Annotated in this window: 19 protein-coding genes; 7 read left to right on the top strand and 12 right to left on the bottom strand. The window is 72.8% G+C overall.

Annotated features, from left to right (window positions below; all coding sequences use genetic code 11):
• Positions 1–478 precede the first annotated feature (478 nt).
• The 8 genes from VFW71_03410 to VFW71_03375 form a co-directional block, all read right to left on the bottom strand.
• Positions 479–1,126, bottom strand: coding sequence for a hypothetical protein (locus tag VFW71_03410; GenBank protein HEU5001812.1), 648 nt, complete (start codon positions 1,124–1,126; stop codon positions 479–481).
• Positions 1,123–2,313: a glycosyltransferase family 4 protein gene (locus tag VFW71_03405; protein ID HEU5001811.1), complete on the bottom strand. Its 1,191-nt coding sequence runs from the start codon at positions 2,311–2,313 to the stop codon at positions 1,123–1,125. The genes VFW71_03410 and VFW71_03405 overlap by 4 nt, the downstream gene beginning before the upstream one ends.
• Positions 2,306–3,466 carry a glycosyltransferase gene (locus VFW71_03400; protein ID HEU5001810.1) on the bottom strand — a complete coding sequence of 387 codons (1,161 nt, stop codon included), beginning with the start codon at positions 3,464–3,466 and terminating at the stop codon, positions 2,306–2,308. The genes VFW71_03405 and VFW71_03400 overlap by 8 nt, the downstream gene beginning before the upstream one ends.
• On the bottom strand, positions 3,463–3,945 hold the full coding sequence (locus VFW71_03395; GenBank protein HEU5001809.1) for a hypothetical protein: 483 nt from the start codon (positions 3,943–3,945) through the stop codon (positions 3,463–3,465). The genes VFW71_03400 and VFW71_03395 overlap by 4 nt, the downstream gene beginning before the upstream one ends.
• 74 nt (positions 3,946–4,019) lie before the next feature.
• Positions 4,020–5,165 carry a glycosyltransferase family 1 protein gene (locus tag VFW71_03390; protein ID HEU5001808.1) on the bottom strand — a complete coding sequence of 382 codons (1,146 nt, stop codon included), beginning with the start codon at positions 5,163–5,165 and terminating at the stop codon, positions 4,020–4,022.
• A complete protein-coding gene (locus VFW71_03385) occupies positions 5,162–6,370 on the bottom strand; it encodes a hypothetical protein (GenBank protein ID HEU5001807.1) in 1,209 nt (402 codons plus the stop codon). Before VFW71_03385 ends, VFW71_03390 begins: the two co-directional genes overlap by 4 nt.
• A complete protein-coding gene (locus VFW71_03380; protein HEU5001806.1) occupies positions 6,367–8,694 on the bottom strand; it encodes a glycosyltransferase in 2,328 nt (775 codons plus the stop codon). The genes VFW71_03385 and VFW71_03380 overlap by 4 nt, the downstream gene beginning before the upstream one ends.
• 110 nt (positions 8,695–8,804) lie before the next feature.
• Positions 8,805–9,134, bottom strand: a complete 330-nt coding sequence (locus VFW71_03375; GenBank protein HEU5001805.1) for a hypothetical protein — start codon at positions 9,132–9,134, stop codon at positions 8,805–8,807.
• An 81-nt stretch (positions 9,135–9,215) separates the two neighbouring features.
• Between VFW71_03375 and VFW71_03370 the strand changes: the two genes are divergently transcribed.
• Positions 9,216–10,505, top strand: a complete 1,290-nt coding sequence (locus VFW71_03370; protein ID HEU5001804.1) for an FkbM family methyltransferase — start codon at positions 9,216–9,218, stop codon at positions 10,503–10,505.
• Between the two features lie 23 nt (positions 10,506–10,528).
• Entirely contained in the window at positions 10,529–11,332 is an 804-nt protein-coding gene (locus VFW71_03365; protein HEU5001803.1) for a class I SAM-dependent methyltransferase, read from the top strand.
• Positions 11,333–11,473: 141 nt separating this feature from the next.
• Here VFW71_03365 and hypF read toward each other — a convergent pair whose 3' ends face one another.
• A complete protein-coding gene (hypF, locus tag VFW71_03360; protein HEU5001802.1) occupies positions 11,474–13,825 on the bottom strand; it encodes a carbamoyltransferase HypF in 2,352 nt (783 codons plus the stop codon).
• A gap of 80 nt (positions 13,826–13,905) precedes the next feature.
• Here hypF and VFW71_03355 point away from each other — a divergent pair, with 80 nt between their 5' ends.
• The 4 genes from VFW71_03355 to VFW71_03340 all read left to right on the top strand — a co-directional run bounded on the left by VFW71_03355 (position 13,906) and on the right by VFW71_03340 (position 18,571).
• Positions 13,906–14,835, top strand: coding sequence for an ABC transporter permease (locus VFW71_03355; GenBank protein HEU5001801.1), 930 nt, complete (start codon positions 13,906–13,908; stop codon positions 14,833–14,835).
• Entirely contained in the window at positions 14,836–16,050 is a 1,215-nt protein-coding gene (locus VFW71_03350) for an ABC transporter ATP-binding protein (GenBank protein HEU5001800.1), read from the top strand. It abuts the gene before it with no gap.
• Positions 16,051–16,163: 113 nt separating this feature from the next.
• Complete coding sequence (locus VFW71_03345; GenBank protein ID HEU5001799.1) at positions 16,164–17,669, top strand: hypothetical protein; 1,506 nt, start codon at positions 16,164–16,166, stop codon at positions 17,667–17,669.
• Positions 17,666–18,571: a class I SAM-dependent methyltransferase gene (locus VFW71_03340; protein HEU5001798.1), complete on the top strand. Its 906-nt coding sequence runs from the start codon at positions 17,666–17,668 to the stop codon at positions 18,569–18,571. Before VFW71_03345 ends, VFW71_03340 begins: the two co-directional genes overlap by 4 nt.
• 56 nt (positions 18,572–18,627) lie before the next feature.
• On the opposite strand, the gene VFW71_03335 is transcribed toward VFW71_03340, so the two are convergent.
• A complete protein-coding gene (locus VFW71_03335; protein HEU5001797.1) occupies positions 18,628–18,915 on the bottom strand; it encodes a hypothetical protein in 288 nt (95 codons plus the stop codon).
• Positions 18,916–19,170: 255 nt separating this feature from the next.
• Between VFW71_03335 and VFW71_03330 the strand changes: the two genes are divergently transcribed.
• Positions 19,171–19,749, top strand: coding sequence for a YceI family protein (locus VFW71_03330; GenBank protein HEU5001796.1), 579 nt, complete (start codon positions 19,171–19,173; stop codon positions 19,747–19,749).
• A gap of 72 nt (positions 19,750–19,821) precedes the next feature.
• Here VFW71_03330 and VFW71_03325 read toward each other — a convergent pair whose 3' ends face one another.
• On the bottom strand, positions 19,822–21,033 hold the full coding sequence (locus VFW71_03325) for a glycosyltransferase family 4 protein (protein HEU5001795.1): 1,212 nt from the start codon (positions 21,031–21,033) through the stop codon (positions 19,822–19,824).
• Positions 21,034–21,042: 9 nt separating this feature from the next.
• The gene (locus tag VFW71_03320; protein ID HEU5001794.1) at positions 21,043–21,987 is read right to left on the bottom strand and encodes a hypothetical protein; all 945 of its coding nucleotides are present in this window, start codon (positions 21,985–21,987) and stop codon (positions 21,043–21,045) included.
• Between the last annotated feature and the right edge of the window lie 352 nt (positions 21,988–22,339).

Raw genomic sequence — 22,339 nt, 5'->3', positions numbered from 1 at the left:
GCAACCGCGGCCAGCCCTACCAGTGCGGTGACCCCCGATCGCGCCCGGCGGCGCCGCGGCCGGGTGGCCTCCGCAACGGCATCTCCAACGACCTCCGCCATGATTGGTCCTCCCGCAGCAGCCGTATCGCCGTACCCAGGTCGGGCTTGTCCGAATCCTCAGCCCTCAGCCCATACGACCCCTCGTCTGCCCAAGTCGGACGAGTTCTGGGATGCTCCTATAGATAGTCAAGCCGCGGCGGCGACCGGTTGGGGGACTTGGGGAGCAGCGCTGCGTTGGCCTGCCGGTCCAGGAATTTTCGGGTCAGGCGCCAACCGGGCCGCCGCCTACATCATTCGGGGGACATTTGTCCCACTGGGCGGGACGAAAGTCCCCGACTTCAGCCGAGGGGCCGCCGCCCACATCATCGCAGGGCGGTTTTCCGCCAAATTGACGGCAGAAAGCCCCAGAACGGTCCGTACCCAACGCACGTATCCGGCTAAGGAGCGTCGCCCCGGTCCGCCGCCGCCCGGGTGCGGATCTGCTCCTGCAGCGTCGCCCAGTCCGGGACCGTCTCGGGGTCCCATGGGTCGAGGGCGGGGGCCGGGCCCTCACCCCCCTGCCGCCGAAGCGGCCCGGCCGGTGCCTGGGCCGGCGCCTCGGCATCCGGCGACACAACCACCTTGCTCGCCGCCACGCCCAGCACCGTCACCACGTGGTTGCGCACCGGCTCGGCCGACACCAGCACCGTCCCCACCGCCTGCCACACCAGGCGTCCCGAAACGCCGCCGCCCCCGCCGGGCACCTCGCTCAGGTCGCCCAGGTCCACGCTGGTGCGCTTCCAGGCCCGCAGGGCCGCCGCCATCAGGCCGCCCTCGGCCACCCGCCGGGCCTTGGGCAGCTCGGGCCGGAACAGGATGCCGGTACTCACCACCAGGTGCAGGGCGTCGTAGCGCCGGGCGGCCCGGCCCAGCCAGGCTGCTCCCGGCCCCCCGGCCAGCGGGGCCACCAACTCGGCGGCGCTGGGCAGCGGGGAGACCACGGTCACGTCATGGCCCTCGGCCAGCAGGCGGCGGACCGTCCGGACGGTCACCGGGGCGGCGACATCGGCTGAGGGCGGGTAGGGGCCGGCCACCAGCACCCTCACGCCATCGTCTCCAGCGCCGCCTCCATGCGGTCCAGCACCCGGCTCCAGGGATACTCCTCCAGGACGTACGCCCGGCCCCGTTCGGCGAGCGCCCGGGCAGCCCGTGGGGCCTCGGCCACCAGCAGCAGGCACTGGGCCAGCTCGGCGTCATCGGCGTAGACCAGGCCGCCCTGGGAGCGTTCGCAGTGCCAGCGGACGACCGCCCCGGAAGCGGTGGCGATCACCGGCGTCCCCGCCAGCCACGCCTCCATGACCGTGCGCGAGAAGCTCTCGTTGGCGCTCGGCTGCAGGTAGGCGGCGGCGGCGGCGAAGGCGTCGTTGCGGTCGGCCTCGTCCAGGAAGCCGAGGTCCCGGACCCGGGGGGCGATCGACGCCGGGATGATCGGCTCGCCCGCCCCGATGGTGACCAGGTCGAAGGGCACGCCATGGCGCTCGACCGCCTGCTCGAAGCCGGCCAGCAGCCGGTCCCATCCCTTCTCGGGCTCCCGGCGGCCGGCGTAGAGCACGAAGGGGCGGGTGATCCCGTACTTCTGGCGGAACCCCGCAGGGTCGTAGGAGCCCGGCACCTCGACGCCCGCCCCGGTCACCGTGTGCCGGGGCAGGGTCGCCAGCCGGTGGGCGAGGTCGTGCTCGGGCTCGGAGAGGAACCACAGGGCGGCCGGCCGGGCCAGGGCGTGGCGGAAGAGGTCCAGGTAGGCATAGGACTCGTCGTGGACGCAGGGGACCAGCACCGTGCGCTCCGGGACGATCTCCACGCACGCCACGGTCAGCCAGGAGAGGTAGGGCGACACCACCACCGCCCGGTAGTCCCCCGCCCGCTCCAGCAGGTACCGGAACAGAGCGGGCACCCGGAGGGTGGCGTTGATCCAGGCACACTGGTCGACGTAGGAGAGCGGGAGCCCGAGCAGGATCCGCCGCCCGAGGGCGTCCCGCTCCGCCACCGCCGGGGCCGCCGCCGGGAAGCGGCGCAGCGTGAGGCCGGCGGTGCGGCTCACCCCCTCGGGGTACACGTTGCGCCAGGTGTAGTGGTCCCGGGCGCAGGTGGTGAGCACGTCCACCTCCCACCCCCGGGCGGCCAGGCCCTCGGCCGCCTCCCGCAGGACTGCCTCCGAGCCGCCGACGACGTCGTCGCCGAAGCGGGGCGTGACGAAGGCCAGCCGGCCCAGGCGGGAGCTTCCCTCAGCCACGGGCCGCCGTCCCGCCCGACTGGACATTCGTTGCGTTCGCAGGCGGTGGGGCGTCCAGGAAGGCGCCGAGCGCGCCCCTGAGGGTCTTGCGGGTGTTGTCGAGCGCCAGCTCGGCCACCCGGGCCCGCCCGGCGGTGAGCAGGCGCCCGCGCAGCGCGGCGTCGGCGGTCACCCGGCGGCACGCCACCGCCACGGCGGCGGGGTCCTTGGTGTTCAGCAGAAGCCCGGCGCCGGCCACCGTCTCGGGCACGGCGGCTGCCGCATAGGCCACCACCGGGATGCCGTAGTGCATGGCCTCCAGGAGGGGTACGCCGAAGCCCTCGTGCTCCGACATCGACACGAACAGGTCCGCCGCCCGGTAGTGCGCCCGGAGGATGGCGGGTGACACCGTGTCGGCGAATTCCACCGAGGCCCGCAGCTCCAACTCCCGGCAGAGCGCCTCGAGGGCGCCCCAGTACGACTCTGAGGTCGCCCCGCCCACCAGAGCCAGCCGGGCGGCGGGGTCGAAGACCGCCCGGTAGACGGCGAAGGCGGCGATGAGGTCGTGGTGGCACTTGTTCGGGGCCACCCGGCCGACGTACAGCCACTGGGCACCCCCGGCGGCCTTGGCCCGGTCCAGGCGGGCGGCGGTGCGCCGGTCGGTCGGGCCGTCGTAGCGGGTGAAGTCCACGATGATCGGCGCCACGTGCGGCTCGGGGAAGCCCAGGTGCGCCAGCTCGGCGGCGCTGAAGTGGGAGTGGGCCAGGGCGACGTCGCACCGGGCGGCCAGCTCGGCGAGCTGCTTGCGGGCGAGGCGCATGTTGTCGGCGGCGCCCGGCGACCAGCGCTCGAAAAAGGCCGGCTCGGTGATGTTGTGGTAGTCCACGAACAGCGGTCCGCTCCAGCCCAGGAGGGCGTCGAAGTTCCGGCACCCGGTGGAGGCGTGATAGAGGAGCGCCACCGACGGGTCCCGGGCGGCATCGGCCAGGGCGGCGAACGGTTGCCCCACCGAGCGCATCTCGGGGTGGATGTCCTCCGAGTAGATCCCGGATTCGAAGCCCAGCCCGCGCAGGAGCTTCTGCACCTCCAGCACATGGCCGCCGATGGCGTCCCGGTCGGCGAACGTCGGCAGGAACTGGTGGACCGCCCGGGGGCGGTGACGACCCGCGGTCACGCCGGCTCCTCCGGCGGCCCGCCATCGGCAGGTGGCCCCGCCTTCGCGGAGCCCTCCAGGGCCGCCAGCCGGCGGCGGAGGTCGGCGAGTTCCGCCTGCGTGGACCCCAGGTCGGCCTCCACACCGTCCACCCGGTCGGCAAGCGCCGAGCCCAGGTGGACGAGGGCCTGGCCCAGGTCGCCCACCTGCTCGGCCACGTAGGCCAGATAGAAGGCGGTCAGCCGCTTCACGGCCAGCTTGGCCACCCGGGCGCCCCGGCGGCGGGTACGCAGCGGGACATCGACGTCGATGCGGGCCTCCTGGGTCACCAGCGCCAGGGCCTGCGGGATGTCCATCGGCATGGGCGGGAAAGGGTCCAGGCGGCGCACAGCCGCCCGCACCCGCGCCACATAGGCAGCCGGGAAGCTGGGCTGGGCCGCCAGGGCCTCCGCCTCGTCCTCCAGCCCGGCCGCCAGGACGACCGCGGGCGCCTCGCTCACCGGCTACGCCTCATGCCCGAAGTTGTACCAGGTGACCACCGCATCCGGCAGGGACGACACCCTCCCGGTCCGCCTCACAGCAGCCGTTCGTAGACCGGCAGGGCCCGGGCGACGGTCGCCTCCCAGGTGGGCGGTTGCCGGCCGGCGGCCTGCGCCAGCGCCTGGGCGGTGGGCGGGTCGGTGAGCGCCCGGCCGATGACGGCGGCGATCGCCGTCGGGTCGGCGGGGTCGAACTGCCCCTCGGGCGGCGTGATCTCCCCGAGGGCCGAGGTGGACGAGGCGACCACCGGCGCCCCGCATGCCATTGCTTCGGCCACCGGGAGGCCGAAGCCCTCATAGAGCGAGGGGAACACGAAGAGGGCGGTGGACTGGTAGAGGGCGATAAGGGTGGCGTCGTCGACGTATCCGGTCAGCACCACCCGCCCTGCGACCCCGGCTGCCCGGGCGTGATGCACCAGGTGGTCCCGGTAGCCGTCGGTCAGCTGGCAGGCGATCACCAGCTGGTGGGCCTCCCGGAGCGCCGGAGGGAGGCCGGCGTACGCCGCGACCAGGCCCTCGAGGTTCTTGCGGTCGTCCTCGCCGCCCACGCCGAGCAGGAACCCGGGCCGCAGGCCGGGCACGCCCCGGCGGGCCGGTTCGAATGCTTCCTCCCGGGAGGCGGCCGGGACGAATGCGGGTGAGATCCCGCACCCGACCGCCGTCACCCGACCCGGTTCGAGGCCGAGCCGCTCGATGCCGTCGCGGCGGGTCGCCTCGGAGATCGCCAGCACGGCATCGGCCGCCCGGACCAGCTCCTGGCGGGCGCGGTAGCGGCGCCGGTGGCCGGGGTCGGCGAGGTACCGGCCGGCCAGCACATCCGGGATCAGGTCGTACAGGGTGACCGCCAGGGCCATCCGGCGGGCGAAGCCGGGCCACACCGCGTCCAGGCCTTGGCGGAGCTCGAAGGGCGACAGCACGTGGTACACGCGGGCGTCCCGGTCGATGGCCGGGTCCGGGAAGCGGAGGTGCCCGGTCGCCCGGAGGGATGCGATGTCTTCCCCCACGGGCACGGGGAGCGCCGGGTTCAACAGCAGGCCCCCCACCAGCTGCGGCGCGGCCGACCACAGCGTTACTGCAAACTCGGTGACCCACCGCCCGATGCCCCGGCCACGGTGGTCGGGGCTCTGGACTGCCTGGACGTCAAGGACGACCGGACCCCGCGAGACATCGGAGGAGGTCACGGGACCAGTAGCGTCGTGCCGCCTGCCACCAGGAGCAGCCCGGTCATGAGCGAGGCCGAGGCGGCGGCGACCGCCCAGAACGCCGGCCCCCGCAGCCGCCGGGCTGCCGCGATGAAGAGCGGGAAGGCCGCCAGCGCCAGGCGGGGCAGGGCGAGGAAGGTGTTGAACCACACGGCGACCAGCAGGATCGGCGCGGCGTACAGCCACAGGATCAGCGGCGGGCGCCACTGCACCATCAGCACGACCGCCCCGGCCACCAGCAGCAGGGCCAGGATGCTCGTGAGGGCGTTGAGGTGGACGGTGGGGTGCGTGATCGTCGCCCACAGCGTGTGCCAGGCGGCCCCGGGGTGCAGGCCGATGCCGCCGTAGGTGAGTCCGGCACGTTGCGCCTTGAAGGCGGCCAGCGGGTTGCCCGTGCGCAGACGCAGGTAGAAGAAGAAGCCCACGGCGCCCAGCGGCGCCAGGAAGGGGGCGAAGAGGGCCTCGGATCCGTAGCGCCGGAACCTGCGGGCGGCCGCCCAGGCGCAGGGCAGCACCAGCATCGCCCCGAGGAAGCCCGCCATCCCCGCCAGCAGGGCGGCGAGCCCGGCGGTGATCCACTGCTCGTCCAGCAGGGCCAGCAGGCAGATGGCGCACAGCAGGAGCACGAGCCCGTCGGCGTAGGTCATCGAGAAGACGAAGCCCCACGGGAAGAACGACAGCAGCACGATGGTGCGCGATGCGGTGTGCTGGTCGGTGACCCGCTCGACAATGAGCCACAGCACCACCATGGCGAGCGCCGAGGCCACCAGCCCGATGGCGAGCCCCGACCGGAGGAACGAGATCCCGGTGGCCTTGTGCAGGGCCCGCACCAGCATGGGGTACAGGGGGAAGAAGGCCAGCCCGCTGGGGGCGGGAGGTTTGGCGAGGGCATGGGGGTAGCCATGGGCGGCGACACCCAGGAACGACGTGCCCTGCCCGGCGCTCAGGAACCGGCCCGCCTTCCCCACCCCGGGCAGGCGCAGGATGAGGAAGAGGGCGGCGAAGACCGCCGCCCGGGAGGCAGCGAAGATCCCGAGGGGGATACCCAGGCGCTCGGTCCGGCGCACCAGGCCGTCGCCCTCCCGGTGGGAGGGGCCGCGGCGGCCTGCACCCTGGGCGGTGACCGCCGGGAGCGAGTACCAGTCACCGCGCGGGAGGTAGGGGTTGGCCTCGGGGTCGCTCATGTCGTCCGTCCCGCCAGGGTAGGGAAATGGTGCCACGGCTCCCCGGCGGGCGCCGCCGCCCGGCGGATCCCGGTGGCCAGCTCGGCCGCCACCATGGGGAAGGTCCGGGTGAGGGCCCACGCCCGGGCGGCGGCGCTGCGGGCCTCGAGCGCCGCCGGATCGTCGAGCAGGTTCCCCAGGGCGACGGCCACCGCGGCGGGTGCGGCGTGGGCCGGCACCTTGACCACGGCGGCGTCGGGGAGGTCGCCCGCCGCCCCCACGCCGGTGACCACGGTCGGGACTCCCGCCGCAAGCGCCTCTGCCACTGCGCCGGAGAACTCGCCCTGGGTCGCCCGCCGGAGCTGGACCGCGACGGTGGCCCGGGCGAGGTAGCCGTCCCAGGTGGCCGCGTCCACGCCCCCGGTGGCGGTGACCCGCCCGCCCACGCCGGCGGCAGCCGCCCGGCGGGTGACGCCCTCGAGGTCGGTCGCCGACCCGTGACCGACGAACACCAGGCGGGCATCGGGCTGGTCGGGGGCCAGCAGGGCGAAGGCCTCGATCAGGGTGGCGGTGTCCTTGGCGTCGTTCACCACCCCGAAGCTGACGATCAGGGGCCCACCGCGTGCGGGCGGGTGGGGCGCCAGCACCCGGCAGGCGTGGACCAGGACCCCGATGCGGTCCGCGTCGATGCCCCCGGCCGCGGCATCGAGCCGGGCCAGGTCGGCGGCGAACTTCGAAGTCGCCAGGTAGGCGATGGAACCGGCGATCAGTTCCCGGGCCATGGGCACCGGGAAGGCCGCGAAGCGTTGCGGGGCAACGAGGAGCGGGTCGGGCCAGACGGAGAGCTCGGCCCGTTCCGGGTACCAGGTCCGCAGGACCTCGGCAAAGGCCGCCCCGGGCCCGAGCACGCCGTGGTGGGCGGCGAAGGCGTAGAGCTGGGCGGCGGCGACGTCGTGGGCCAGCACCACGCCGGGGCGTTCCCGGGCGGCCCCCAGGGCGCCGGTGTGGTACTCGGAGTTGCCCACGGTGTAGACCCAGACGTCGTAGCCCCCGCGGGCGGCCTCGACCGGCACCCGCTGGGCGACCGGGTGGACCGCCATGGCGGGGGGCGCCGCCACCGCCGCGGTGGGGGTGTGGCCCTCCAGGTTGTCCAGGAACAGGTCGACCTCGAGGATGGGCTCGGCCGGGGGCGCGGGCACCGCCGCCAGGGCTTCCAGCAGGCGCCCGTTGTACACGGCCACACCGCTGCGCTGCGGGGGCAGCGGGGTGACGAACCCCACCCGCAGCGTGCGCCGGCGGGCGGGCGCCGGGCCGGCGAGAAGCTCCTCGTAGACCCCGACCGCAGCGAGTGCCGCCGCATCCCACGTGGGCCTTGGGGCGGCAACCGCGGCCGCCAGGGCCCGGGCGGTCCCGGGTTCGGTGAGCGCCCGGCGGATGGCGGCGGCGATCGCCGTCGGCGTCGAGGGGTCGAACTGCCCGGCCTCCGGGGTGATCTCCCCGAGGCCCGAGGTGGACGAGGCCACCACCGGCGTGCCGCATGCCATCGCCTCGGCCACCGGCAGTCCGTAGCCCTCGTAGAGCGAGGGGAACACGAACAGCGCGGCGGCCTGGTAGAGCGCCACCAGGGCGTCGTCGTCCACGTAGCCGGTGAGCAGCACCCGGGGGCCGATGCCCATGTGGGCCGCCAGGCGCTGCAACCGGGCGCGGCCCTCGTCGCTCAGGCGGCACGCGATCACCAGCTGGTGGGCGCTGCGCAGCTCCTGGGGGAGCAGGGCGTAGGCGGCCAGTAGCCCCTCGAGGTTCTTGCGGTGGTCCGGCCCTCCCACCGACAGGAGGAAGCCGGGCTGCAGGCGGCCGACACCCCCCCGGGCGCGGGCCCAGGCGGCCTCGGTGGAGGCGGGCGGGCGGAACGTTTCCCCGACCCCGGCCCCGATCACCGTGATCCGGTCCGGTTCGATCCCGAGGCGGTCGATGGCCTCCGAGCGTGTCGTCCGGGACACCGACAGCACCCGGTCCGCTGCCCGCACCAGCTCCTCCCGGGCCAGGTAGCGGCGCCGCAGGCCCGGGTTCGAGTGGTAGTGCTCCGGGAACACCCGGGGGATCAGGTCGTGCAGCGTGACCACCAGGCGGGCCCGTCCCCGGGAGGCGGCTCCCGGCCAGATCCGCTCGAGGGGCTGCTCCAGCTCGAAGGGGGCGATGACGTGGTAGACCCGGCACGCCGCCCAGTCGGCGCCGGTGGCCACCCGCACCCGGCCGGCGGCCACCAGGTCGTCGACGCCCTGCGGTGCCGGCAGGTCCGGGTTGAGCAGCAGCCCGCCCACCAGGTCGGGCCGGACCCGGCACAAAGCCCGGGCGAACTCGGCGGTGTGCCGGGCGACGCCGCGCTCGGCGTACTCCGGGTTCTGGACCGCCTGGATATCGATCAGGACGGGCCGGTCAGCGGCCAGGAGCGGCCTCAGCGGTCAGCGGTGGATGGCCCGCGCGCGTCCCCTGAATCCCGCGCGTCCCGTGCGTCCCGTGCGTCCAGGCGGGCGTCGATGGTGGCGAGGCGGGCATCGATGGCGTCCAGGCGGTCGCCCAGCCGGGCCAGCAGCCGCCCGAAGACTGCGGTGGTCTCGTTGGCGGCGTCCATGTCGTCGGAGAGGATGCGCCGGAGGTCGGCCAGCTCCGACGCGACGGTGCTCTGGGCCTCCCCGACCGCTTCATTGACCGCAAGACCCACCTCCTTGCGGAAGACGGTGCGGGCGGGCCGGGCGGCGGTCGCCAGGCGCTGTTTTGCGGTCATAGCGTGCCCTCCCTCGACAAGCTGCGTGCGCGATTATAGGGACGCCATCCGACCCCCCCGCCCTCGCGGCCACACCCACCCATGAACGAGACCGTCGAGGTCCGCCTCAGCGCACCCCACGACCTGGTCCCCTACCACCTCACCGGGCCGGCCAGCGACCAGGGCGTGATCGGCGAGATCCAGCGCTCGGGCGGCGCCTACCAGCCGCAGGTGATGGCCGCGCTGCGCCGGGTCCTCGACCCCCGCTCGGTGGTGGTCGATGTGGGTGCCAACATCGGCGTCTTCGCCCTCGTGCTGGGCCGCCTGGTGCCCGGTGGGACGGTGTTCGCCTTCGAGCCCGACCCGCAGAACTATGCCTACCTCCGGGCCAACATCGCCCGCAACCGGGCCGCCAATGTGGTGGCGGAGCCCCTGGCCGTCTACGACCGTGCCGGCGAGGTCGCCTTCGTCTCCGTGCCGGAGCGGCTCTCGGCGTCCTTCGTCTCCCCTGCGCCCGGCACCAACGGATCGGCGCAGCAGGTCGGCAACCCGGTCGAGGCGGTGCGCCTGGACGACTACGTGGCCGCCCGGGGCGTGCGCCGGATCGACCTGGTGATGATCGACGCCGAGGGAGCGGAGTTCGCCGTGCTCCGGGGAGCCCGCACCACGCTGGCCGTCTTCCAGCCGGCGCTGCTGGTGGAGGTCAACCCCGTGTCCCTGCGCCGGGTCGGCGGGGCCTCCTTCCGGGACCTCGTCGGCGAGATCGCCCAAGAGCGGGCGGTGTACGCCATCACGGCGGGCGGCCACCTCGCCCGGGTGGTCTCGGAGCGCCACGTCGAGCTGCTGCTGCGCCGGGAGGGCCTCGTGGACCTGCTCTGCCTCCCCCGGGGCCACCCCGCCCGCCATCTCGCCCGCCCGGGGGGCCTGCAGGCGTGGGCCCGGGGAGCCCGCCAGGTTGCCCAGCTGGAGGCCGCCTTCAGCGGCGGAGCCCCCCCGGAGAACAACTTTGTGGCGGAGCCCTCGTTCTCGCTCTCGGCCCCGATGGCATCGGTCTGGGGGCTCCCGGACATGGATATCGACGTGGCCACCACGGTGCACAACACCGGGCCGTACTGGCTGTCGAGCGATTTCGTCTACCACCCGGTCCACGTGTCCTACCGGTGGTTGGACGAGGCCGGTGCCCCGGTCGAGGTCCTCGCCCACCGGGCCCGCTTCCCCGCCCCGCTCGCCCCGGGCGCCTCGGCGACCGTGCGGGTGATCGTGCGCACGCCGCCCGAGGTGGGCTTCTACACCCTGGCCCTGACGATGCTGCAGGAGGGCTTCTCCTGGTTCGACGACCTGGACCCCTCCCTGCGCTTCACCCTCCCGGCGGAGGTCGTGGCGCCGCAGTAGCGATTCCCTAAGATTGCGTTCCTATGGCCTGGCGGGAGCGGAACGAAGTGGTGGCGGGGCGGCGGATGGCCGCCCAGGCCTCGCGGGCCGCGGCCCGCGGCCTCGCCCGCCTGGCCGGCCGGCTGGCCGGGGCCGGGGACACCGGTACAGACTGCGCCCCCGGTGATTCCGGTGCCGGCAGCGAGTTGAAATACGGCGACCATTGGTTCCCGGGCGACCTCGCCGCGGCGCGCTCGGTGATCCTGGACGTGGCCGACGCCGAGTTCTTCGAATCCTCCGGGAAAGCGGACTGCGCGGAGCTGATCGCGCCGCTGCTGACCCCGGACCTGACCGTGCTGGACCTGGGGTGCGGGGTGGGCCGCATCGCCCTGTACGTGGCGCCGCTGTGCCGCACCCTCTGGGTCGTCGATGCATCGTCGGGGATGTTGAGCATGGCCCGGGAGCGCCTGAAGGACCAGGAGAACGTGCGCTACGCCCTGAGCCTGGACACCCGGGTGCCGAGCGTGCAGGCGGCGTCGGTGGATCTGGTCTACTCGATCCTGGTCCTGCAGCACCTGGAGAAGGAGGATGCCTTCCTGCTCATGCGCGACGTGCTCCGCATGCTGGTGCCCGGGGGGCGGGCCCTGCTGATGTTCCCCAACATCTTGTCGGACGACTACCTGCAGTCCTTCATCCAGTGCGCCGAAAAGGGCCGCAAAGCCATCGACAATTCCGCCCGCCCGCATTTCTACACGCCGCCCGAGGTGGAGCGCATCGTGCAGGCGGCCGGCTTCAGCTCCGTCGAGGTCAAGGACGGGACGAACATGCTGGCCCTGTGCGTCAAGTGACGGGACGGCTGTAGGCCGCCTACAGTCCTGTCCGGCCGCAGCGGGCAAAGTGACCTGCGATGATGGGGGCGCTCCGGGTCCGCTGAGGTCGGGGACATTTGTCCCGGCCAGTGGGACAAAAGTCCCCCGAATGATGTGGGCTCATGGAGAGCGGTGCGCCCCGGCGATCGCCGCCTGGCCGAGCGAGATGCCGCCGTCGTTGGCCGGCACCCGCCGGTGGCGGTAGACCGTGAAGCCCGCCGCCTCCAGGCCCGCACTCACCCGCTCGGCCAGCAGCAGGTTCTGGAACGTCCCGCCGGACAGCGCCACCACCGAGAGCCCGCTGGAGCCCGCCACCGCCTCGCACGAGGCCACGAGCGCCGCCGCCAGCCCGTTGTGGAAGCGGGCGGCTGCCGTCTCCAGAGGGACGCCCCCGAGCACCTCCTCCGCCAGCGCCCCGATGAGCGCCACGCCGTCCAGCACCAGGACCCCGTCCGGCCCGGCAGCCACCGGGCACGGGTAGGCGGAGCGCTCCGAGGGGTCGGCGGCCTGCTCCAGCTCGATGGCCGCCTGGCCCTCGTAGACCACCCGGCTGCGCAGCCCGGCGACTGCGGCGGCGGTGTCGAAGAGCCGCCCCGCCGATGACGTCGGGGGGGCGTTGATCCCCTTGGCCGCCGCCTCGAGCACCGGCCCCCAGCGCTTCCCGGTCTCCTGGACGACCGGCAACGCCAGGTCCGGGGCCGACGAGCCGAAGGCCGCCTGCAGGTAGACCGCCGCCATCCGCCAGGGCTCTCGGATCGCCGCCGCCCCACCCGCCAGGGGGAGCACCCGGAGGTGCCCGGCCCGGCGGAACGACGCCAGGTCGGCCACCAGGACCTCGCAGCCCCACAGGGTGCCGTCGGTGCCCCATCCGGTGCCGTCCAGGGCCAGGCCGATCACCGGCCCGGCCACCCCGTTGTCCACCAGGCACGAGGCGATGTGGGCGTGGTGGTGCTGCACCCCCACCAGGTCGCAACCCTCCAGGTCCACCCCGGGTACCGGCACGCCCTCGCCCGAGACCTGGTCCATCGCCCACTTGGTCGACAGGTACTCGGGGTGCAGGTCGTAGGCCACCACCGACGGGGCGATCTGGAAGATGCGGCAGTAGTGCTCCACACCCTCGATGAACGAGGCCATGGTCTCCCAGTTCTCCAGGTCGCCGATGTGGTGGGACACGAACGCCCGGCGGCCGGAGCCCAGGCAGAACGTGTGCTTGAGCTCGGCACCCACCGCCAGCACCGGCTCGCCGAACGCGGGCTCCCCGGACGCATCGGGGACCAGCAGCGGCTCCGGGGCATAGCCCCGGGACCGGCGCAGGAGGTACTCGGCCCCCCGGAACGAGCGGGTCACCGAGTCGTCGCAGCGGATGTGGATGGGCCGGTTGTGGGCCACGATGACGTCGGCGATCGGCCCCAACTGCTCTCGGGCGTCGGCGTCCCGGTAGGCGATCGGCTCGTCGGAGCGGTTCCCGCTGGTCATGACCAGCACCGCCGCCCGCCCCGCCACCGAGGCGCAGGCGTCCAGCACCAGGTGGTGCAACGGCGTGTAGGCCAGCATGACCCCCAGGAAGCGGTTGCCCGGGGCCACCGACGGGGCGATCCCGACCGAGGGCGAAGGGGACCGCCGGAGCAGCACGATCGGGCGCCGGTAGTGCTCCAGCAGGCCCGCCTCGTGCTCCCCCACCTCGCAGAACTCCCGGGCCACGCCGAGGTTCCCCACCATGAGCGCGAACGGCTTCTCCTCCCGCACCTTGCGGGAGCGCAGGGTGCGCACCGCCTCCTCGTTGGTGGCGTCGCACGCCAGGTGGTAGCCGCCCAGGCCCTTCAGGGCGACCACGGAGCCGCCGCCCAGCGCGGCGGCGCACGCCTTGATGGCCTCCTGCCCGGAGAGCGAGCCCATCGATACCGCCGGCCCGCACACCGGGCACGCCACCGGCTGGGCATGGAAGCGCCGGTCGGCCGGGTCCTCGTACTCGGCCCGGCACGGGCCGCACATGGGGAAGGCGGCCATCGTGGTGTTGGGCCGGTCGTAGGGGATGTCGAGGGTGATGGTGAAGCGGGGCCCGCAGTTGGTGCAGTTGGTGAAGGCGTAGCCGTGCCGCCGGGCAGACGGGTCCCGGATCTCGGCCAGGCACTCGGGGCAGGTGGCGACGTCGGGGGAGACGAGGGCCAGGTGCCGCCCGGCGGCCTCGCTGGCCACGATGGCGAAGGACCCGTCGCCCACCGGATCCACCTCGGCCTGGGACACCGACTCGATCCGGGCCAGCGGCGGCGGCCGCTCCCCCAGCGCGGTGAGGAACGCGGCCACCGCACCCGGGGGGCCCTCGACCTCGACGGTCACCCCCTCGGGGTCGTTGCGCACGAAGCCGCCCAGGCCGAGCCCGGTGGCGAGCGCGTGGACGAAGGGCCGGAAGCCCACCCCCTGGACGATGCCGGCCACCTCGACATGCACCCGCCGCGAGCGACACGAACCCATGGCTGTAGCGTAGAGCGGCGCGCCCGCCCGGAGAGGCGCCGGGGTGCAACCGGCCCCGCCCGATATCATTGGGCGATCTCGTGAGTACCATCGAACAGACAAACGTCGCCGTCTCGACGGCCACCGCCCCGAAGCTCGGAGAACGTCTCCGCCGCCTCTGGGTCTACCGCGGCCTGCTCCTGAACCTCACCAAGCGCGACCTGCGCATCAAGTACAAGGAGTCGGCCCTCGGGTTCCTGTGGTCATTGCTGAACCCGCTGATGTACCTGGTGATCTTCTACATCGTCTTCGTCAAGATCGTGCCGGCGGGCATCCCGCACTTCACCTTCTTCTTCCTGGCCGGCCTGGTGCCCTGGACCCTGTTCCAGAACTCGATGTTCGGCGCCACCAACTCGGTGGTGGGCGGCGCTCCCCTGTTGAAGCGGGTGGCATTCCCCCGGGAGGTCCTCCCGCTGGCGCTCATCGGGGCCAACATCTTCACCTTCGCCCTGCAGATGCTGGTCCTGGTGGGCGTGCTGGTGATCTTCCGCTACAACTTCCTCAGCCCCTACATGCTGGCGGTGGTGCCGGCATTCGTCGTCGAGTGCCTGATGCTGGTCGGCTTCAGCCTGATCCTCTCCTCGCTGACGGTGTACCTGCGGGATCTCACGCATTTCATGGAACTGGCCCTGCTGTTCTGGTTCTGGGTGACGCCGGTGGTGTACCCGATCCAACAGGTCTACACGAAGCTCGCCGCCCACCACATCTCCTTCAACTGGGCGTTGTTGAACCCAATGATCGTCCCCATCCTCACCTTTCAGCGGGCCTTCTACCGCAATGCGCTCCAGCCGGTCGGCTGCCCCGCCACCGCCCCGCCGGGCACCAAGTGCACCCAGCCCATTCTCGTGACCTTCCATCTGGGCTGGTACTTCCGCCAGCTCGGCATCCTTTTCGTGGTTTCCCTCGTGCTGATCTGGCTCGGCTTCATCATCTTCGGCAAAGCCGAAGGCAACTTCGCCGAGGAGCTGTAGATGGGCGCCGCCATCGAGGTCCAGGACGTCTCCAAGGTCTTCAAGCTCTACCACGAGCAGTACCACACGCTGAAAGAGCGGATGATCTTCCTGCGGCGGGCCAAGCGCTTCGAGGAGTTCCACGCCCTCCGCAACGTGAGCTTCGAGATCGAGGAGGGCACCACCTTCGGCCTCATCGGGGCCAACGGGTCGGGCAAGTCCACGATGCTGAAGCTGATGGCGGGCATCCTGCGCCCCACCACCGGCGAGCTCCGGGTGCGGGGCCGCATCGGCGCCCTGCTCGAGGTCGGCGCCGGGTTCCACCCCGACCTCACCGGCCGGCAGAACGTCTACCTCAACGGCTCCATCCTGGGCTTCTCCAAGCGGGAGATCGACGCCAAGTTCGACGACATCGTGTCCTTCGCCGAGATGGAAGCCTTCATCGACAACCCGGTGCGCAACTACTCCTCCGGCATGTACATCCGACTGGGCTTCGCCGTGGCGGTGCACATGGACCCCGACATCCTCCTGATCGACGAGGTGATCGCGGTCGGCGACGAGGCCTTCCAGAAGAAGTGCATGACCCGCATGCGCCAGTTCCAGGACGAGGGCAAGACCATCCTGCTGGTCACCCACGCGGTGGACGGCGTCCGGGACCTGTGCTCGCAGGCGTGCCTGCTGTCCAAGGGCACGGTGGCGGCCTTCGGGGATCCCTCCGAGGTCATCCGGGCCTACCGCAACAAGGTCTCGGTGGGCCACGACGGCACCAAGATCGACCACCTGAGCGCGGTCGAGATCGGCGAGGTGACCGTCACCGATCCCCGGGGCCAGCGCCAGGAGTACTTCGTGGCCGGCGAGCCGATGGCGGTGCACGCCGACCTGGAGGTCAACACCGCGGTCAAAGAGCCGGTGTTCAGCGTGAACATTTACGACAGCGCCGGCCAGCACGTCTTCGGGACCAACACCCAGCTCCGCCCCCCGCTGCGCACCAGCATGGACCTGGCGACCGGGCGGTCCCGGCTCCGCATCGACTTCGACAACGTGCCCATGCGGGAGGGCTACTTCAGCCTGCTGATCGGCATCCACTCGCCCGACGGCAAGACGGTCTACGCCGCGGTGGACGGCAGCGTCCGCTTCGAGATGCGCAGCCCCGGCCACGAACCCGGGCGCCTGACCATGGCCTGCCGCTTCTCGATGGAGGCCCCCGCGGAGCAGGCAAGGCGGGCGACCGGCTGAGCCTCTCGCCGCCCGACCTGGCCACACCCCAGACGGCGAGCCCCGCCCGCCCCGCGGGCCCGTCCCGCCCCGAGCATTTCCGGTCCCGCCTCCGGGTCGGCGACCGGGCAGTGGTGCTGGCGGCGGTCCTGTTCGGTGCCGTCACCCGGGTCGCGGTCCTGCACTCCTCGCTCGGGGCGCTCGACTCCGATGAGGCGGTGGTGGGCCTCATCGCCCGCCACCTCGCCCACGGCACCGCCTGGCACGGGGCGGCACGCTTCCCGGTGCTGTTCTGGGGCCAGAACTACGGCGGGATCGTGGAGGCGATCGGCGCCGCCGGGCTGTTCCTTTTCGTGCACAGCTCGCCGCTGGTCCTGAAGGCGGTGCCCCTGGCCCTCTCGGGCCTCGCCGCGGTGCTGACCTGGCGGATCGGGCGGCGCCTGGTCGGCCCGGCCGCCGGGCGCTACGCCGGGGCTCTGTTCTGGGCCTGGCCCCCCGCCTTCGTGTGGTGGTCCACCAAGGCAGGCGTGTACTGGGCGGCGCTGTGCTGCACCCTGGCGGCCGTGCTCCTGCTCTGCCGGCTGGCCGACCGGGTCCGGGAGGAAGCGCCGCTGGACGACACCCGGGAGACCCTGGAGTTCGCGGCCCTCGGCCTGGCCACCGGGCTCGCCTGGTGGGCGAACCCCCAGTCGCTGTACCTGCTCCTCCCGGCCTATATCTGGTTCGCGCCCGCCCTCGGCCGGCGGGCGGGCTACCTGCCGCTCCTCGGGACCACGGCGTGTGTGGGCGCCGCACCCTGGATCGGCTTCAACCTGGTGCACCACTGGGCGTCGCTGCGCTTCCCGCACCAGCCGAGGGTGGCGGGCACCTACGGCCGCCGGCTGGGCGCCTTCTTCACCACCGCCCTCCCGATGGCGCTCGGGTGGAGGGTGCCCTACACCAAGGCCTGGGTGCTCGGCCCCGTGGGGGTGTGCGGCTACGGCGCCACGCTGGCCGGGCTGGGCGCCTGCCTCGGGCTGGGCGCCGCCCGGCGGGGGCAGCGGCGCCTGCTCTTGCTCGGGCTGGCGGCGGTGGCCTACCCCTTCCTGTTCGCCACGTCGCCGCTGTCGTGGTACGTGGACCACCCCCGGTACCTGCTCTTCCTGTCGCCCGTCGTGGCGGTGGTGGCCGCCGCCGGCCTTGCCCGGCGCCGGTTCGGGCTCCCCGGGATGGTGCTCGCCGCCGCCCTCACCGCCGGGGGCCTGGTGGCGATGGCCTCCTCGGGCCTGTCGGCGCCCAACAGCCCGGACGTCCACGTCACGGCCAGCATCGCCCCGCTGCGCCAGATGCTCACCGACTACCGGGTGCAGGACGCCTACGCCGACTACTGGCTGGCCTACCGCACCACCTTCGAGACCGGGGAGTCGGTGCTGGTCGCCCCCACGTGGGCGTCGCGCAGCCCCAGCCTGGACGCCGCGGTGGCCGCCAGCCCGCATCCGGCGTACCTGTTCGTCACGAAGTCGGCCACCCTGCGGAGCTTCGAGCAGGCGGCGGCCCGGCTCGGGATGCCCATCGCGGTGCACAGCCGGGGTCCCTACACGGTGGTCCTCCCCGCCGGGCGGATCCTGCCCGGGTCGGTGGGGTTCGACTGGACGCCGTGAGCTGGTCCCGGCAATGGGTGAAGCTGTGCGACGTCGCCGACTTCGCCGACCCTGTGCTCTGCCGCCTCGCCGCCGAGATCGAGGGCCGGGACGGCCGAGACTCGCCGCCCCAAGCGCTCGTGGAGCGCAAGCAGTGGGAGCGCGCAATGCTCGCCGGCGTGCTCACCGAGAGTGGGCGGCTGGGGCCCAACTGCTCCGTCCTCGCCATCGGAGCGGGCAGCGAGCCGGTGCTGTTTTGGCTTGCGAATCGGGCTGGAAGGGTAGTCGCCACCGACATCTACGGCGAAGGCAAGTTCTCCGGCCTTGAGGCGGCAGAATCGATGCTGCACAACCCTTCCGCCTTCGCACCGGTGGCGTACCCCCACGAGCGCCTGCTCGTGCGCCGAATGGATGCCCGCACGCTGGACTTCGCCGAGGCCACCTTCGACGTGGTGTACTCGCTCTCGTCCATCGAGCACTTCGGTGCCGCCGCCGAGATCGCCCGCTCGGCGGCCGAGATGGGCCGGGTCCTCGCCCCGGGCGGCCTGGCGGTGGTGGTGACCGAATGCCTCGTCCGGCGCCACCCGCTGGACTCAGCGGCGGCCGAGACCGCCATCCGGCTGGCCACCTTCGGGCGCCGGCGGGCGGGCGCCCACCCCCGCCAGCGGGTCGCTCTGGGCGAGGCGTTCACCCTCCACGAGCTGGTCGAGCGCGTCGTGGCCCCGTCCGGGCTGCGCCTGGCACAGCGGGTGGACCGGACCATCTCGCCCGCGTCCTGGGAGAACGTGACCACGGTGCACGCCGGGGGGCGCCTGGAGCCGGCCAGCGGCTCGGTGCACCCGCACGTGCTCCTGCGGGTCTCCCGGTCGGTGTTCACCTCGATCTGCCTGGTCCTCGAGAAGCCCGCCGGATCGCCCTCCTGACGCGCACCGGCGCCCGGCCATCCTGCCGCCGGGCGCCGCGGTGGTTCTGGGGACGGCTAGCTGCTCTTGCGGCGGCGACCCCGGGCCTTGGGAGCCTCCTCCTCGGGAGTGGCCTCCGGCTCGGCCTCGGGGGTGGTTTCCCGGCGCCGCCGGGTGCGCGTCGCGCTGGGCGCGTTCTTGGTCAGGTCCTCCGAGCATGACGGGTGCAACGTGAGCACAACCTCGCGGCCAAGGCCCCGCGCGCCCTGCTTGCGGAGGGCCAGCTTACCGATAAGGATGTTGGTGTCGGTAATCGGCTTGGCGCAGAAATCGCAGACATACTCTTCCTTCACGATGACTCCCACAGGTAGCCTCCTTAACGGTGCCGAACTCCAGTCCGCATTCTACGGGCTATCGCGCAGCCTGCAACGGATCTCGGGTGCAATTCTCTGCACAAATCCAGGTTTCCTAGTCCATGATGGTCGCACGGGGGACGGAAGAGAACCGATCGAAACGATCGATCCTTGCCCGTTGCCACGCTTATGGTTGACACCCTTACTATTTTGCCGTATGCTGTCTGGGACAGCGGCCATCCGGCCGAGACCGACAGGAGACATGCCATGAGCGAGACCCAGACTGCATCCCGCACCGTCGAGGGCGTCACCCTGCCCCCGGTAGGCACCTACGCCATCGACAAGGTCCACAGTGACCTGAGCTTCGTTGCCCGCCACCTGATGGTGGCCAAGGTCCGCGGCCATTTTCGCAGCTTCGAGGGCACCATCGAGGTGGCAGAGGTCCCCGAGGAGTCCCGGGTCACCGCCACCATCGACGCCGCCAGCGTGGACACCAACGAGCCGAACCGGGACAACCACATCCGCTCCGCCGACTTCCTGGATGCCGAGCACTACCCCACCATCACCTTCGAGAGCACCGGCCTGGTGCGCACCGGGGGCACCACCTTCGACCTCCCGGGCCTGCTCACCATCCGGGGCATCACCCACCCGGTGACCCTGCACGCCGAGTTCAACGGCGTGACCGAGCACCCGCAGATGGGGACCCGCATCGGGCTGTCCGCCACCACCGAGGTTGCCCGGGACGACTGGGGCGTGAGCTTCAACGCCGCCCTGGAGACCGGCGGCTTCATGGTCTCCAAGACCATCCGCCTGGAGCTTGAGGTGCAGGCCACCGCCCAGCACTAATTCCCCTTGACGCTGCCTCTCCTGCCGGCCCCGCCTTGCGGGGCCGGAGGCGCGGGGCTCGCCGCAACCCTTTCAGCCCGAGAGGTGAACTCGAGCAGGCGCGCCCAGGCCCTCGAGAAACACCTCATAGCGGGTCAGGATGCCGTCCCAACCGTAACGGCTCTGGGCGTAGCGCCGGCCCGCCTCCCCCATTGCCGCCGCCCGGCCCTCGTCCTCCAGGAGCCACTCCAGGGCGGCCTCGAACTCGGCGAACCCCCGGTACGGGATGCCGCCCCCGCTGCGCCGGGCGTGACCGTCCAGCACCTCGCACCTGCCCTGCACCAGGGCGGGGCGGCCCTGCGCCCAGGCCTCGATGAGCACCAGTGAGAAGCTCTCGAAGTAGGAAGGCTGCAGGAGCGCCCGGGCGCCGGCCACCGCGCCCTGCTTGACCGCGTCGGCCACGAAGCCGCACATGAAGATGTCCGGGTGTGGCTCGGGCGGCTCCACCGGGTCACCGACCACGACGAGGGCGAGGTCGGAGGGGTGGCGGCGCTGGAACTCGCGGAAGTAGTCGAACATCTCCACTGAGCCCTTCCCCGGGTCCACCCGGCCCACGAACAGCAGGTACGGGCGGTCCCCCAGGCCCGGGACCGCCTGCCGGAACACCGCCGGATCGCCGGTGGCGGCGAGGTCCACGCCCAATCCGGTCACCGTCGAGGGCTGGGTCACGTGGAAGCGCCGCTCCACCAGATCGCCCTCCTCCTCGGTCAGGTAGGCCAGGGCGGCGGGCAGGCGCATCACGAGGTCGAAGGTGGATAGGTAGAGCGGGGGCTCGTCGTGCGCCGTCGGATGCAGGACGGTGCGGGTCAGCCCGGCGGCTGCCGGGAGCCCGGCGGTGGTCGTGTAGTACAGGTAGGTGAAGAAGATGGCCCGGTCGAAACCCCCGGCGTGCGCCCGCAGCCAGGGGGCCAGATCCGGGAGGTGCGGCCCCTGGACCCGCATCCACTCTCGCTGGAAGAAGGGCGGGACCCGGTGGGCCCCGAAGGGCACCCGGGCGTGCATCGGCCCGAAGATCCGGTCGGCCCGGGGCGCCGAAACCCCCAGGCGGTGGACGGTGACCCCGTCGATCTCGGTCGTGCCGGCCGGGTAGGAGTCGGCCCAGTCCACGTAGCTGAGCGCCCGGCTGGTCAGGACCTCCACCCGATGGCCCCGGGCGGCGAGGCGGGTGGCGAACTCCCGGCTGGCCAGCTCGGCCCCACCCGGGACTTCGGCGCCGTAGCGCTGGACGACGAAGAGGAGCCGCACGGGCCTGGGTCAGCGGGTGGCGACCAGCAGCCACGCCACCGGCGGCGCCGGGGCCGCCGGCCGCCAGGTGACCGCGACCTCGGTGAAGCCGGCCTGGCGGGCCTCGAAAGCCAGTTCGGCGGGGTGCAGGGGCGGGGCACCGTCCACCACCAGCTTCCCCCCGGGCCGGAGGGCGGCGGCGGTGATGCGCAGCTGGGCTTCCGGGGCTCCGGGCACGGGATCGGCCAGGACCACCGCACCCAGGGAGCCCTCCCCGGCCGCCGCCAACTCGGCGGCGGCAGCCGCCCGGGCGTCGGCGCCGTCGGGCGCCAGGGCGCCCAGCAGCACCGGGATCCACGGCGCGGCCCCCAGCGCCAGCAGCGGCGAGCACCCCTTCAGGGCGGCGGTCAGCTCGGCGATGTCGGGGCCGCCGGGCGCCGCCGGACCTGCACCGCCGGCCTCGAGGGCTTCAAGGCGCTGCAGGATCGAGCCCAGCATGGCGGCGTCCGCCGGCGCCCGCTCGTAGTAGGCCAGGCGGTCGAGGACGGCGTCGAGCTCGGCGGTCAGCTCGCTGTGGACATGGGTCGGGCTGTCCAGGGTCTCGATCATCTTCCAGAGGATCACCCGCACCGACTCGGCGAAGTCCTGCAGCTCCCGGGCCAGCCAGCCGGTCTGGCGGGTCACCACCTTCGACACGCTGCGGTGGAGGAGCTCGCCGCCCGGGACCTGGGACCCGGTCGGGATGCCGGCCGCGTCGAAGGTCAGGTGCTGCTCGAAGGTGGCCATCGCCTCGTGCAGGGAGTCGAGGTCCCGCACCGGGCGGTGCTCGACGATGTGGCGGAAGTGCACGTCGAGGTCGTGCTCCAGGCCCGGCGGATAGGCCCCCGAGGCCCGGCGCCGGTAAGCCCGCGCCCGCAGCTCCTCGAGGACGGCATCGAGGTCGGGGGCGGCGGGCGCATCGTCAGCGGCGGTCACGGTGGGGAAGCATAGACACCGGGCCGAGCCCCGGGGCTGCACCACGATCTCGTGCCGAGTGGATTACGACGCTTGCCGGACTGCTTGCGGCCGGCCGCCGGACTTCGCGGCCGGCCGTGGAGCGGAGCGGCCGCCGCATACCTGGTGGCTTGGTACAGCCAGGGGATGTACTGCTCCGCCAACTATGGCCGGACCGGCGTGGAGCGGGCCTGCGGCGGGCCGGGACTGGCCTGCCGCCGCATACCTGGTGGCGTGGTACAGCCAGGGGATGTACTGCTCCGCCAACTATGGCCCGACCGGGGTGGAGCGGGCCGGGACTGGCCTGCCGCCGCATACCTGGTGGCGTGGTACA

The organism is Actinomycetota bacterium (assembly GCA_035765775.1).
Classification (GTDB): domain Bacteria; phylum Actinomycetota; class CADDZG01; order JAHWKV01; family JAOPZY01; genus DASTWV01.
Note: the sequence above shows the minus strand (reverse complement) of the source record. Positions and strands in the feature narration are given on the sequence as shown.